Genomic DNA, 13,758 nt, shown 5'->3' on the forward strand with positions numbered 1-13,758 from the left:
ATGTCTGTAGAAGTCCGCGTCCCGACGCTGGGGGAAAGTGTCACCGAAGCCACGGTGGCCACCTGGTTCAAGAAGCCCGGCGATACCGTCGCGGTGGACGAGATGCTCTGCGAGCTGGAGACCGACAAGGTGACGGTGGAGGTCCCCTCCCCCGCCGCCGGCACCCTGGCCGAAATCGTCGCTGCCGAGGGCAGCACCGTGGGCGTCGATGCCCTGCTGGCCTCGATCGGCGAAGGCTCCGGCGCAGCGGCGGCCGAGGCGGCGCCGGCGGCCCCGAAAGCGGCCCCGGCCGAGAGCGGCGGCGAGAGCGTCGACGTGATGGTCCCGACCCTGGGCGAGAGCGTGACCGAGGCCACGGTGTCGACCTGGTTCAAGAAGGTCGGTGACACGGTTGTCCAGGACGAGATGCTGTGCGAGCTGGAAACCGACAAGGTGTCGGTCGAGGTGCCTGCCCCGGCGGCGGGTGTTCTGACCGAGATCCTGGCGCCCGAGGGCGCCACGGTGGAGGCCTCGGCCAAGCTCGCCGTGCTCGGCGGGGCCGGCGCGGTCGCGGCCCCTTCGGAACCGGCTCCCGCACCGGCGGCGCCCACCGCCCAGGGCAAAGATGTGGAGGACGCGCCCTCGGCCAAGAAGCTGATGGCGGAGAACAACCTTGCCTCTGGCGATGTTCAGGGCACGGGCCGCGACGGGCGCGTGATGAAGGGCGACGTGCTGGCCGCACTGGCCGCACCGAAAGCCGCCGCCCCGGCCCCGTCCGCCGCCCCGCGCGCCCCGGTGGCCGCCGAGGACGCGGCGCGCGAAGAGCGGGTCAAAATGACCAAGCTGCGCCAGACCATCGCCAAGCGCCTGAAGGACAGCCAGAACACCGCCGCGATGCTCACCACCTACAACGAGGTGGACATGACCGAGACCATGGCGCTCCGGAAAGAGTACAAGGACCTGTTCGAGAAGAAACACGGCGTTCGCCTAGGCTTCATGTCCTTCTTCACCAAGGCCTGCTGTCATGCCCTGAAGGAGGTGCCCGAGGTCAATGCCGAGATCGACGGCACCGACATCGTCTACAAGAACTTCGTCCATATGGGCATCGCCGCGGGCACGCCCCAGGGCCTCGTGGTGCCAGTGATCCGGGACGCGGACCGCATGAGCTTTGCCGAGATCGAGGCGGCCATCGCCGAAAAGGGCCGCCGCGCCCGGGACGGCAAGCTCAGCATGGCCGAGATGCAGGGCGGGACCTTCACGATCTCGAACGGCGGGGTCTACGGCTCGCTGATGTCTTCGCCGATCCTGAACCCGCCGCAGTCGGGCATCCTCGGCATGCACAAGATCCAGGACCGCCCGATGGTCATCAACGGCGAAATCAAGATCCGCCCGATGATGTACCTGGCCCTCAGCTACGACCACCGGATCGTGGACGGCAAAGGGGCGGTGACCTTCCTCGTGCGCGTGAAAGAGGCGCTGGAGGATCCCCGGCGGCTGCTGATGGATTTGTAACCCGTAGAGCGGGGCATCATGCCCCGCTCTTGTCTTCTGGGGGTAGAAATGAATCGAAAACTAGCCGGTGTCTTGGCCTTCGTGGCTTCGCTCATAATTGGATGGGTTTTCTCTCGGATCGTCTTGGCAGTGATGGTCGCCAATGCGCCCGCAGGAATGTCAGAGGGCGAGCGGCTTTCTTATTCCGGTATTGTTGGTCTGCTAAGCGGAGCGGTGGTTATCGCCTGCCTTTTCATCGGATCGCGCCTAATCAAACGACATTACGACGAATAAATGACCACCGAACTTACCGTCCTCGCCCTCGCCGCCCTGCTCCAGGTCGTGCAATTCATCCTCTACTCGGTCGCCGCCAATATCCAGGTGGGCCCCAAACGCGCCATGAGCCCAAGGGACGAACCGATCGTTTTGACCGGCCTTGCGGGACGGCTGCAGCGCGCGATGAACAATCATTTCGAGGGGCTCACCCTCTTCACCATCGCGGTGGTCGTCGTCACCCTCTCGGATCAGTCCACCCCGTTCACCGCGCTCTGCGCCCATGCCTACCTGATCGCGCGCATCCTCTATGTGCCCGCCTATGCCCAGGGCCTCGCCCCCTGGCGATCCGTCATCTGGATGGTCGGCTTCATCGCCACCGTGGTCATGCTGCTCTCGGCCCTTCTGTGACTTCATTTGTGCAAAAATACTCCGGGGGAGTCGCGCAGCGACGGGGGCAGCGCCCCCTCGACCCCGCCCGCCCCATGAAAGGACCTCACCATGGCAAGCTATGACGTTATCATCATCGGCTCCGGCCCCGGCGGCTATGTCGGCGCGATCCGCTGCGCGCAGCTGGGCCTCAAGACTGCCTGCGTGGAAGGGCGCGACACCCTGGGCGGCACCTGCCTGAACGTGGGCTGCATCCCGTCCAAGGCGCTGCTCCATGCTTCCCACCAAGTCCACGAGGCCGAGCACAACTTCGAGAAGATGGGCATCAAGGTGCCCGCGCCGAAAATCGACTGGAAAACCATGCTGGCCTACAAGGACGACGTGATCGGCCAGAACACCAAGGGCATCGAGTTCCTGTTCAAGAAGAACAAGGTCGACTGGCTGAAGGGCTGGGCCTCGATCCCCGAGGCGGGCAAGGTCAAGGTTGGCGACGAGACCCACGAGGCCAAGCACATCATCATTGCGTCTGGCTCCGAGCCTGCCTCGATCCCCGGCGCGGAGGTCGAGATCGACGAAAAGGTCGTCGTTACCTCCACCGGCGCGCTGGAGTTGGGCAAGATCCCCAAGCGCATGGTCGTGGTCGGCGGCGGCGTGATCGGGCTGGAGCTTGGCTCGGTCTATGCGCGGCTCGGCACCGAGGTCTCGGTGATCGAGTTCATGGACGGGATCACCCCGGGCCAGGACCTCGAGGTTGCCCGCCAGTTCCAGAAGATCCTCACCAAGCAGGGGCTGAAATTCATCACCGGCGCTGCAGTGCAGAAAGTGGCCGCGACCAAGAGCAAGGCCAAGGTCACCTACAAGATGCGCAAGGATGACAGCGAGGATAGCCTTGAAGCAGACATCGTGCTCGTCTCCACCGGGCGTAAACCGTTCACCGAGGGGCTCGGGCTCGACGCCCTGGGGGTGAAGATGACCGAACGGGGGCAGATCGCCACCGACGGCAGCTACCGCACGAATGTGCCCGGGGTCTATGCGATCGGAGACGTGATCGAGGGGCCGATGCTGGCCCACAAGGCCGAGGACGAGGGCATGGCCGTGGCCGAGATGATCGCCGGGCAGCACCCCCATGTGAATTACGGCGTGATCCCCGGGGTGATCTACACCCATCCCGAGGTCGCCAGCGTCGGCAAGACCGAGGAACAACTCAAGGCCGAGGGCGTCGCCTACAAGGTGGGCAAGTTCTCCTTCATGGGCAACGGTCGGGCGAAGGCCAATTTCGCCGCCGACGGGTTCGTCAAGCTGCTGGCAGACAAGGCAACCGACCGGATCCTCGGCGCCCATGTGATCGGCCCCATGGCGGGCGACCTGATCCACGAGGTCTGCGTCGCGATGGAATTCGGGGCGGCGGCCGAGGACCTGGCCCGCACCTGCCACGCGCACCCGACCTATTCCGAGGCCATGCGCGAAGCGGCCCTGGCCTGCGGCGACGGGGCGATCCACGCCTGACATCCGGGCATCGAGGCGCCGTAGGGCGCCTCGACCAAGCCGCTTGCAAGCGGCTTAAGCCCGTTCCAACGGGCTTGGCCCCGGCGGCGACCCGTCAGATCGACAGGCAGATGTATTTCATCTCGAGATACTCGTCGATCCCGTGGCGGGACCCTTCGCGCCCAAGCCCCGATTGCTTGACCCCGCCGAAGGGCGCCCCTTCGGTCGAGATGATGCCGGTGTTGATCCCGACGATGCCGTATTCCAGCGCCTCGGACACCCGGGTGATCCGGCCGATGTCGCGGGCGTAGAAATACCCCGCGAGCCCGAAGATCGTGTCATTGGCCATGGCGATGACCTCGTCCTCCTCCGTGAACCGGAAGAGCGGCGCGACCGGGCCGAAGGTTTCCTCCCGCGCCACTTTCATCTCCTGCGTCACGCCGGTCACCACCGTGGGGGTGAAGAACGTGCCGCCGAGGGGATGTGTCTCGCCCCCGGTCACGACCGTTCCACCCTTGGCGCGCAGGTCGTCGAGGTGATCCTGCACCTTCTCCACCGCGGGCATATTGATCAGCGGGCCGATGGTCACACCCTCGGCCGCGCCATCCCCGACCTTCAGCTCCTCCACCGCGGCGGCCAGCTTCTCGGCGAAGGCGTCATAGACCCCGTCCTGCACATAGATCCGGTTGGCGCAGACGCAGGTCTGGCCCGCGTTGCGGAACTTGCAGGCCATCGCCCCCTCGACCGCCTTGTCGAGATCGGCATCGTCGAACACGATGAAGGGCGCGTTGCCGCCCAGCTCCATCGAGCATTTCTTCACCTGATCGGCGGCTTGCGCCAGCAGGATGCGCCCCACCTGGGTCGAGCCGGTGAAGGTCAGCTTGCGCACGGTATGGTTCTCGCAGAATTCCTTGCCAATGGCCGAGGAATCACTGCTCGGCAGCACGGCGAAGAGCCCTGCAGGGATCCCCGCCCGTTCGGCCAGAACCGCCAGCGCCAGCGCCGAGAGCGGCGTGTCCTCGGCCGGTTTCGACAGGAAGGCGCAGCCGGCCGCCAGCGCCGGCGCGGCCTTGCGGGTGATCATGGCAATGGGGAAGTTCCACGGGGTGATCGCCCCCACCACGCCAATGGGCTGGCGGATCACCTGGATGCGCGCGTCCGGCAAATGACCCGGGATGGTCTCGCCATAGAGGCGCTTGGCCTCTTCGGCGAACCATTCCACGAAAGACGCGCCATACATCACCTCGCCCCTGGCTTCGGCCAGCGGCTTGCCCATCTCGGCGGTCAGGATCCGCGCCAGGTCGTCGGCATTCCCGACGATCAGGTCGAACCAGCGCCGCAACACCTGCGCGCGGTCCTTGGCGGTGCGCGCGGCCCAGGGCTTCTGCGCGGCGTCTGCGGCGGCGATGGCGCGGGCGGTCTCGGCCCGGCCCAGGTCGGGCACATGGGCGATCACGTCGCCGCGCGCCGGGTTGGTCACCGGGAAGGTCGCGCCACTGTCCGCATCCGTCCAGGCACCCGCGAAATAGGCCTTGCTGGCCAGGAGCGCGGGATCCTTCAGGTGTTCCCGCAATTCCGTCACTGTATCGAGCATTCTGGACCCTCCCACGTCTGATGTGTCACACCCACAGCTAACCGGGCGACCGGACAAGGACAAGAGAGGCGCGGATGGACTGGACGGCGGCATATGACAACGCGAGCTTCATCCCCGGGGCAAGTGCGTATGTGGAGCGTTGGCCACGGGCGGCGGCCGCGTTCCGCGAGGGCGCGCGCGGCGAGATCGGGATCGCCCATGGCGCCCATCCGCGCGAGAAGCTGGACCTGTTCCTGCCCGAGGGTACACCGGCGGGGCTGGTCGTTTTCGTCCATGGCGGCTACTGGCGGCGGTTCGACCGCACGGACTGGTCCCATCTTGCCGCTGGGCCGCTGGCGCGGGGCTGGGCCGTGGCCATGCCCGGCTATCCGCTCTGCCCCGAGGTGACGATCCCCGAGATCACCGCATCGGTGCGCGGCGCGATCGCGTTGGCCGCGCGGCATGTGGCGGGTCCGATCCGGCTGACGGGCCATTCCGCCGGCGGGCACCTGGTGGCCCGGATGCCCGCGGCCGGGCTCGCGCCCGAGGTGCTGTCGCGGGTGGCGCGGATCGTGCCGATCTCGCCGGTCAGCGATCTCGAGCCGCTGTTGAGGACCGAGATGGCCGAAACCCTGCGCCTGACCCCGGAGATCGCGGCGGCCGAGAGCCCCCTGCACGCCCCCGCCCCCGATTGCCCGGTCACCGTCTGGGTCGGGGCCGAGGAACGGCCGGTTTTTCTCGACCAGGCCCGCTGGCTGGCCGAGGCCTGGGGCGCGCAGCATCGCATCGCCGCGGGGCGGCACCATTTCGACGTGATCGACGATCTGGCAGAGCCTGACGGCCCGCTGACGAGCGCGCTGCTGGCCTAACCCGGCAGGTCCGACCAGCAGGGCAGCAGGTCGCCCGCCTCCGGCGTCGCGGCGTACACCCCACGGGCGATGGCACGGGCGAGGCACAGGGCCGCCGCATGGCCGATCATCAGCGGATCGCCCGCCTTGTCCCCGTGGGAGGCCGCAAAGACCAGATCGCCGTCCATGGGCGTGTGCGACGGGACCAGCGCCCGGGCCATCCCGTCATGGGCGGCCGCCGCCATGCGGGTGCAGGCGGCCTGGCTCAGCGCCGCGTCGGTGGCAACGATGGCGATGGTCGTCGCGGTCTTGTGCCCGCCCTTGATTGCAGGCAGCGCCGCGGGATCGACCGCGCCCATGCCCAACCCGCCGAATTCCGTGCCCATCTCGAACGGGGCCGCCCAGAAATGCCGCCCCGGACCCATGGTCGCCGAGCCCAGCGCATTGACGGCCACGAGCGCGCCCACGCACACCCCGTCCGGCAGCACCACCGAGGCAGAGCCAAGCCCACCCTTCAGCGTCGCGGTCAAGGCCCCGGTCCCGGCCCCGACGGTGCCCAGCGCGAACTCGGGTGCTGCGGCTTCCAGCGCCTCGCGCCCCAGCCAGTTATAGGGGTTCACCATCCAGTCCTTGTCGCCGCCATTGAGCAGATCGAAGAGGATCGCAGCGGGCACGATCGGCACGCGCTGCCCGCCCACGTCGAACCCGCGCCCCGCCGCGCGCAGGGCATCCGCCACGCCCGAGGCCGCGTCGAGCCCCAGGGCCGAGCCGCCCGACAGCACCAGCGCATCCACCTGCTCCACCGTCTTGTCCGGGGCCAGAAGGTCCGTCTCCCGCGTGCCGGGGGCACCGCCCATGACATGCACCCCGGCGGTGAAGGGGGCGTCCGCGGTCAGCACCGTGACCCCGGATTTCACGCCCGCGTCCTGCGCATGACCCACGCGCAGCCCCGCCACATCGGTGATCAGGTTGCGCGGACCGGGCCGCATCCGCGCGCTCATGCCCGCAGGACCCGCCCCCGCGCCGGGCCGAGAGCACTCAGGCGGGCGCTGCCCTCGAAGAACCCGGCCTCCGGCAGTACCAGAACGAGCGTGTCATCCTCGTCCAGCGCCACCAGCAGGCGGGTGACCGTTTGCGGCGGAAAGAACCCCTCCAGCCGGCGCCGGATGCCGCGATCCTGCAGCACCTCCACATGGCCGAGATCGAGATCCGGCGCCACGTCGAGCAGATGCGCGAAAACCAGCGGCTGACTGTCGAACCGCCCCGCGAACACCGCGATATCCACGTCGATCTGGCGCGCGCCGGTCATATGCACCGGCCCCCGTCCACTTCCATGGCGACCCCGGTGATCATGCTGGCCTCGTCCGAGCACAGGAAGGCCGCCGCGTTACCCAGGTCTTCGGGCTGCGAAAACCGGCCCAGGGGGATCGTGGCGAGGAATTTCGCGCGCATCTCCGGCGTGTCCTCCCCCATGAAGGAGGCGAGCAGCGGCGTCTCACCCGCCACGGGGTTGAGCGCGTTGACGCGGATGCCGAAAGGCGCCAGTTCCACCGCCATCGCCTTGGTGGCGGTGATCATCCAGCCCTTGGAGGCGTTGTACCAGTTGAGCTTCGGGCGCGGGCTGACCCCGGCGGTCGACGCGATGTTGAGGATCGCGCCGCTGCCGCGCGCCTTCATCGCGGGCACGAAGACCCGGGCGCTGAGATAGACCGACTTGGCGTTGACGGCGAGCACGCGGTCGAACTCCTCCTCGGTCACCTCTTCCATGGGTTTCGGCAGATGGGTGATGCCCGCATTGTTGACGAGGATATCGGGCGCGCCGTGGGCCTCGGCCAAAGCGGCCATGCTGTCCGCGTCAGAGACATCGACCTGCGCCGCCGTTCCGCCATATTCTTCGGCCACGGCCTCGGCCGCGCCCTTGTTGATGTCGGCCACGATCACCTGCGCGCCCTCGGCGGCGAACTTGCGCACGATCCCGGCCCCGAATCCCGACCCGCCCCCGGTGACGATCGCGGTTTTTCCTTCCAGTCGCATGAGCAGCCCTCCCTCAAGGCACAGGGTGCAAATCTGCGACGGGCAGCGCAAGGCGAAACGCAAAACGGGCGCGCTTGCGCACGCCCGTCACGAGGTCGGTAAAAGCCGCGGCTCAGGCGGCGACGGTGCCTTCGACCGCCGGGGTGCTGTTGCCGATGGCAATGCGCCGGGGTTTCAGCGCCTCGGGCACCTCGCGCTTGAGCTCGATGTCGAGCATCCCGTTGACGAGGCTGGCACCGGTCACATGGACATGGTCGGCCAGGTGGAAGCGCCGCTCGAACGCGCGGGTGGCGATCCCGCGGTGCAGATAGGTGCGCTCGGCATCATCCTCGGGCTTCTTGGCGGTGACGATCAGCGCGTTCTCGCGCACCTCGATGTTCAGGTCGTCTTCGCCGAACCCGGCGGCTGCGATCGAGATCCGATAGGCGTCGTCGTCGGTCTTTTCGATGTTGAACGGCGGGTAGCTCGGCTGGTTGCCGGCATCGGCGCGCATGACCCGGTCCACGAGGTCGGCGAAGTGATCAAAACCGACGGTGGCACGGTAAAGCGGGGACATATCAATGGTTCGCATGGTCATCCTCCTTGAGCGATGTTCACGATGTGCGAGGCCCCCCATCCGGGGCGACCCCTGTCAAATCGCCGGACCCGTGTGGCGTCCGACATCCGGAATGTGGGAAGGGAATCTCAGGCTTTCAAGGGCCCGGCGCGGCTCAGGGGCGCAGAAATTTCGCCCCGGCCCCGTCCATCGCGCGCTCTCGCGTCAGGGTGCGGATTTGCGGGGCCTCGCGCTTGAACACCCCGTCGGTCTCGGACAGGTGCGCGCGCAGATCCTCCACTGCGGTCTCGACCTTCACGGCCAGGGCCACCCGTTCCTCGTTATAGATCGACTTGGCCGAGACCACCGACACCACCCGCGGCACCCCGCCGAGCCAGCTCAGCACCGGTGCCCCGGAAGAGCCGAAATCCACATCGCAGGACAACACCTGCACCGCCGCCTCGCGTTCCAGCACCCGGCAGGATTGCTGCAGCGACAACACCTCCTCGCGGTCGCGGGCATAGGACACCAGCGCCACCTGGGTCAGCCAGCGCGGCGTCTGGTCGACGACCAAAGGGGTGATGTTGGATTGCCGGATCGGCTGGGCCAGTTCCAGGATGGCGAGGTCGGTCGCGACCCGCTGGATCGTGTCGGGGTCGCCGTAGGTATAGTCCGGATGCACCGCGGCGCGCCGGATGCTGCGATAGGCCGCCGCCCGTCCGTTGCGCAGCCCCGGCTTGAAGGTGATCTCGGTCGCGGGCACCCGGGCGCCGCTGCGCTTGTCATAAAGGCAATGGGCCGCCGTCAGCACCAGGTCCATGGTAACCAGCGTGCCGGTACAGAACCCCCGCCCGCCGATATCGAGCCGCCCCACCGCCTGGTAGGCGCGGATCTTGTCGGCGGTCTCCAACGCCTCCAGAGGCTTGTCCTGCGCCGCCAGCGGCCCGCCCATCAGGCCGAGCAGCACCAGCAGCGCGGCGCGCAATCCGATCATCCCAGTCTCCGTCCTCTGCCGACCGTCTGGTTGCGCTGTCCTACACCCCGAATGGGGCAGAACTCAGGCAGCCTCCACCGTACCCAGCCCAGCAGGTTTCGGTCCGCCCGTCGCCCAGTCGATAAGCTCGACCGTATGCACGATCGGGATGCCGGTGCCAGAGCCGATCTGCATCATGCAGCCGATATTGCCCGCGGCAATCAGATCCGGCGCCTTGGCCTCCAGAGTGGCGACTTTCCGCGCCTTCAGTTCCTTGGAGATGTCCGGTTGCATCAGGTTGTAGGTCCCGGCCGAACCGCAGCACAGATGCGCGTCCTCCGGCTCCACCACCTTGAACCCGACCCGGCGCAGCAGGTCCTTGGGATAGGTCTTGATCTGCTGGCCATGTTGCAGCGAGCACGCGGCATGATAAGCCACGGTCAGGCCCTGGCTGAAGCGATCCTGTTCGGGCACCTCCAGGTCGATCAGCACCTCGGAGATGTCCCTGGCGATGGCGGCCACCGCGGCGGCCTCTTGGGCCAGCGCCTCGTTGCGGAACATGTGGCCGTAATCCTTCACCGTCGTGCCGCAGCCCGAGGTGTTGATGACGATGGCGTCGAGGCCTTCGCCCGCCATCTCGCGGTGCCAGGCACGAATGTTGTGGGCCGCGGTCCCATGGCTCTCGGCGGTTTTGCCCATGTGATGGGTCAGCGCCCCGCAGCAGCCCTGCCCTTCCGCGATCACCACCTCGCAGCCGAGCCGCCGCAGCACCCGGATCGTGGCATCGTTGATATCGGTGTTCAGCGCCCGCTGGGCGCAGCCGGTCATCAGCGCCACGCGCTTACGGCGCGGGCCAATGGCCGGGAAGACCTGCGGGTCGTCATTGCGGCTGACCGGCGGGATGGTTTTGGGCGCCATCTCCACCATGGCGCGCAGGCGCTTTTCGGGGATCAGGCCCGCGAAGGGGCGCGCGATCTTCGCGCCCAGCATCGCCACTCGGAACCGCATCGGATAGGGCAGGATCCGCGCCAGCGTCCAGCGCAGCATGCGTTCGTACAGGGGCCGCTTGTAGGTGTTCTCGATATACTCCCGCGCGTGATCGACCAGGTGCATGTAATGCACCCCCGAGGGGCAGGTGGTCATGCAGGCAAGGCAGCTCAGGCAGCGGTCGATATGCTTGACGGTCTGCGGGTCCGCGGGCCGGTCGTTCTCGATCATGTCCTTGATCAGATAGATCCGGCCCCGCGGGCTGTCGAGCTCGTCGCCCAGTACCTGGTAGGTCGGGCAGGTCGCGGTGCAGAACCCGCAATGGACGCAGCTGCGCAGGATCTCGTTGGACCGGGCCGTGGCCGGATCCTTGAGCTGCTCGGGGGTGAAATGGGTTTGCATGAATGTCTCCCTGGCGGTGCGGTCAGGCCATCAGGCCGGGGTTGAGGATGCCCTTGGGGTCAAATTTCGCCCGCAGGCCTGCGCTGATCGCGGCGAGGGGCGCGGGTTCGGGCTGGAACACGGGCTGGGCGGCGCGGGTCGCCTCGGCGGCCCGGATCAGGGTCGCGTGTCCGGAAAAACCGCCCGGCAGACCGGCCAGCGCGCCGCGCACATCCCGGCCCGGCGCCACATGGGCCCAGACGAGCCCGCCGCCCCAGTCATAGATCACGTCACCGCCCAGGGCCGCCCCGACCGCTGGCCCATCGCACGGCTTGACCGAGATGCGCCAGACATCGCCCGCGGTGCCATGGAACGCCGCCACGTCGCGGATCGCGACCCAGGTCGAACGGCTCGCCGCCGGGTCGGCCTCGACGCGCACCGGCCCGAATTTGCCCAGCAGTTCCGTCAGCTTCCCTGTCCGGTAGATGACCGAAGTCTCGAACCCCTCGATCCGCACATGGGTCTCCGGCCCGTCCGCACCGCGCGGCAGATGTGCCGCCCCGCTCACCTCATAGGGCGCGCCCAGCGCCCTGGACAGCGCCGCCACCGCGGTCGCATCGTCCAGCCCGGTGACCGTCAGCGTGGCCTCGGTCTCGGTCTGGGGCAGCACCTTGAAACTGACCTCGGTCAGCACCCCGAGGGTGCCGTGACTGCCCGCCATCAGCTTCACAAGATCATAGCCGGTCACGTTTTTCATCACCCGCCCACCATTCTTGACCACCGCCCCTTCGCCCGTGACGAAGCGCACCCCTATCAGGCTGTCGCGGCAGGCGCCGGCTTGGATCCGGCGCGGGCCCGAAACATTCCCCGCCACGACCCCGCCGAGGGTCGGCTCCCCGGCACTGCCCAGCAGCCCCCGGTGGTCCATCGGCTCAAACGGCAGGCGCTGCCGCTCCGCCGCAAGCGCGGCCTCCACCTCTGCCAGCGGCGTGCCGGCCTGCGCCACCAGCGTCAGCGCGCCGGGCTCGTAAAGCCCGATCCCCGACAGGGCCGCCGTGGACAGAACCTCCCCCGCCACGGGCTTGCCGATGGGCCGCGTCCCGCCGCCCCGTATGCGCAAGGGCGCATCGGCACCTGCGATCACCTCGGCCAGTTCGGCCTCGCTCCCCGGTGTCTGCATGACCCCGTCCCTTCATCTTTGCAAAAATATTCCGGGGGGACGCCCAAGGCGCGCGGGGGCGGCGCCCCCTCCCCCGATGCCCCGCTCAGGCCGCCGCACGCCCCCGGCGCGCCTCGGTCACCGCCAGGGGAAACACCTTCGCCGGGTTGAGCAGCCAGGCCGGATCGAACACGTCCTTGACCCGCAACTGCATCTCCATGTCCGCACCCGTGAACTGCGCCCCCATCAGGTCGCGTTTCTCGATCCCGACCCCATGCTCCCCGGTCAGGCAGCCGCCGACCTCCACGCAGAGCTTGAGGATCTCCGCCCCGAACGCCTCGCACAGCTCCAGATCCCCGTCCTTGTTCGCATCAAACAGGATCAGCGGATGCATGTTGCCGTCGCCCGCATGGAACACGTTGCCCACCTGCAACCCGTACTCCTTGGACATCTCCCCGATCCGGCGCAGCACATAGGGCAGTTCCGAGACCGGGATCGTGCCGTCGAGGCACATGTAATCGTTCAACTGCCCGATGGCGCCGAAGGCCGATTTCCGACCCAACCAGATCTTGGCGCTTTCCTCGGCCGACTGGCTCTGGCGCAGCTCCACCGGGTTGTGCTTGCGCGCGATGTCGAGGATCACGCCGAGCTGCGCGTCGATCTCCGCCTCGGAGCCTTCGACCTCCACGATCAGCAGCGCCTCGCATTCCGGGTAGCCCGCCTTGGCGAAATTCTCGCAGGTCTCGATGCAGAGCTTGTCCATGAACTCGATCGCCACGGGCAGCACGCCGGCCTTGATGATGTCGGCCACGCAGGCCCCCGCGACCTCGTTCTCGTCAAAGGCGATCAGGACCGGACGCGCGCCTTCGGGCTTGCGCAGGATGCGCAGCGTCGCCTCGGTCACCACGCCCAACTGTCCTTCGGAGCCGCAGATCACCCCCAGCAGGTCGAGCCCCCCCGCATCCAGATGCGCACCGCCGATCGTGACCACGGTACCATCCATCATCACCATGGTGACCCCCAGCAGGTTGTTGGTCGTCACCCCGTATTTCAGGCAATGGGCCCCGCCGGAATTCATCGCGATGTTGCCGGCGATGGCGCAGGCCAGCTGCGAGGACGGGTCGGGCGCATAGAAGAAATCCTCTTCCTCCACGGCGCCGCTCACGCTCAGGTTCGTGCGCCCCGACTGCACCCGGATGATCCGGTTGTCATAATCGGTCTCCAGCACCTTGTTCAGCCGGGCCACGCCGAGGATCACGCAATCGGCGGTGGGCAAGGCCCCGCCCGCAAGCGACGTGCCCGACCCGCGCGGCACCACCGGCACCCCTTCGGCATGGCATATCTTCAGGACCGCGGCGACCTCCTCGGTGCTCGACGGCAGGACCGCGGCAAGCGGCGGGCACTTGTAAGCTGTGAGCGCATCGCATTCATAGGCGCGGGTCTCATGCGGCTCATGGATCACCGCGTCCCTTGGCAGAACCTCTTGCAGCAACGCGACGACCCTGTCCTTCTTGGCCAGGATCCCCGCATCCGGTGTCGGCATCTCCATGATCTGCTCTCCCCAATCTCGATTGGTAAGAAAATATAACCAATTCAGAATTTGGCAAGCGTTTTCTTCCCCCAGGTCCGGAGACTGCGCCCGAAACACCT

At 67.6% G+C, this 13,758-nt stretch carries 13 protein-coding genes; 4 read left to right on the plus strand and 9 right to left on the minus strand.

Annotation, left to right across the window (positions count from 1 at the left end):
* The 3 genes from odhB (at position 1) to lpdA (ending at position 3,639) form a co-directional block, all read left to right on the plus strand.
* A complete protein-coding gene (gene odhB, locus DSHI_RS14630) occupies positions 1-1,491 on the plus strand; it encodes a 2-oxoglutarate dehydrogenase complex dihydrolipoyllysine-residue succinyltransferase (protein WP_012179545.1) in 1,491 nt (496 codons plus the stop codon).
* 273 nt (positions 1,492-1,764) lie between these two features.
* The gene (locus tag DSHI_RS14640; RefSeq protein ID WP_012179546.1) at positions 1,765-2,154 is read left to right on the plus strand and encodes an MAPEG family protein; all 390 of its coding nucleotides are present in this window, start codon (positions 1,765-1,767) and stop codon (positions 2,152-2,154) included.
* Positions 2,155-2,244: 90 nt separating this feature from the next.
* Positions 2,245-3,639 carry a dihydrolipoyl dehydrogenase gene (lpdA, locus tag DSHI_RS14645; RefSeq protein ID WP_012179547.1) on the plus strand — a complete coding sequence of 465 codons (1,395 nt, stop codon included), beginning with the start codon at positions 2,245-2,247 and terminating at the stop codon, positions 3,637-3,639.
* 94 nt (positions 3,640-3,733) lie between these two features.
* Here lpdA and DSHI_RS14650 read toward each other — a convergent pair whose 3' ends face one another.
* Positions 3,734-5,212: an NAD-dependent succinate-semialdehyde dehydrogenase gene (locus DSHI_RS14650; RefSeq protein ID WP_012179548.1), complete on the minus strand. Its 1,479-nt coding sequence runs from the start codon at positions 5,210-5,212 to the stop codon at positions 3,734-3,736.
* A gap of 74 nt (positions 5,213-5,286) precedes the next feature.
* Here DSHI_RS14650 and DSHI_RS14655 point away from each other — a divergent pair, with 74 nt between their 5' ends.
* Entirely contained in the window at positions 5,287-6,060 is a 774-nt protein-coding gene (locus tag DSHI_RS14655; RefSeq protein ID WP_012179549.1) for an alpha/beta hydrolase, read from the plus strand.
* Here DSHI_RS14655 and DSHI_RS14660 read toward each other — a convergent pair.
* From DSHI_RS14660 to DSHI_RS14695, 8 genes are all read right to left on the minus strand, one after another.
* Entirely contained in the window at positions 6,057-7,040 is a 984-nt protein-coding gene (locus DSHI_RS14660; RefSeq protein ID WP_012179550.1) for a P1 family peptidase, read from the minus strand. The genes DSHI_RS14655 and DSHI_RS14660 overlap by 4 nt on opposite strands.
* Positions 7,037-7,348: a hypothetical protein gene (locus tag DSHI_RS14665; RefSeq protein ID WP_012179551.1), complete on the minus strand. Its 312-nt coding sequence runs from the start codon at positions 7,346-7,348 to the stop codon at positions 7,037-7,039. The genes DSHI_RS14660 and DSHI_RS14665 overlap by 4 nt, the downstream gene beginning before the upstream one ends.
* Positions 7,345-8,073 (minus strand): glucose 1-dehydrogenase, encoded by a 729-nt coding sequence (locus DSHI_RS14670; RefSeq protein WP_012179552.1) that lies wholly within the window; start codon positions 8,071-8,073, stop codon positions 7,345-7,347. The genes DSHI_RS14665 and DSHI_RS14670 overlap by 4 nt, the downstream gene beginning before the upstream one ends.
* 112 nt (positions 8,074-8,185) lie before the next feature.
* Positions 8,186-8,644 carry an Hsp20 family protein gene (locus tag DSHI_RS14675; protein ID WP_012179553.1) on the minus strand — a complete coding sequence of 153 codons (459 nt, stop codon included), beginning with the start codon at positions 8,642-8,644 and terminating at the stop codon, positions 8,186-8,188.
* Positions 8,645-8,783: 139 nt separating this feature from the next.
* A complete protein-coding gene (locus DSHI_RS14680) occupies positions 8,784-9,602 on the minus strand; it encodes a trypsin-like serine peptidase (RefSeq protein ID WP_012179554.1) in 819 nt (272 codons plus the stop codon).
* 63 nt (positions 9,603-9,665) lie between these two features.
* The gene (gene glcF, locus DSHI_RS14685; protein WP_012179555.1) at positions 9,666-10,970 is read right to left on the minus strand and encodes a glycolate oxidase subunit GlcF; all 1,305 of its coding nucleotides are present in this window, start codon (positions 10,968-10,970) and stop codon (positions 9,666-9,668) included.
* A gap of 22 nt (positions 10,971-10,992) precedes the next feature.
* Entirely contained in the window at positions 10,993-12,129 is a 1,137-nt protein-coding gene (locus tag DSHI_RS14690) for an FAD-binding protein (protein WP_012179556.1), read from the minus strand.
* Between the two features lie 85 nt (positions 12,130-12,214).
* Positions 12,215-13,657, minus strand: a complete 1,443-nt coding sequence (locus DSHI_RS14695; RefSeq protein WP_012179557.1) for an FAD-linked oxidase C-terminal domain-containing protein — start codon at positions 13,655-13,657, stop codon at positions 12,215-12,217.
* Positions 13,658-13,758: the final 101 nt, after the last annotated feature.

Source organism: Dinoroseobacter shibae DFL 12 = DSM 16493, assembly GCF_000018145.1.
Taxonomy (GTDB): Bacteria; Pseudomonadota; Alphaproteobacteria; order Rhodobacterales; family Rhodobacteraceae; genus Dinoroseobacter; species Dinoroseobacter shibae.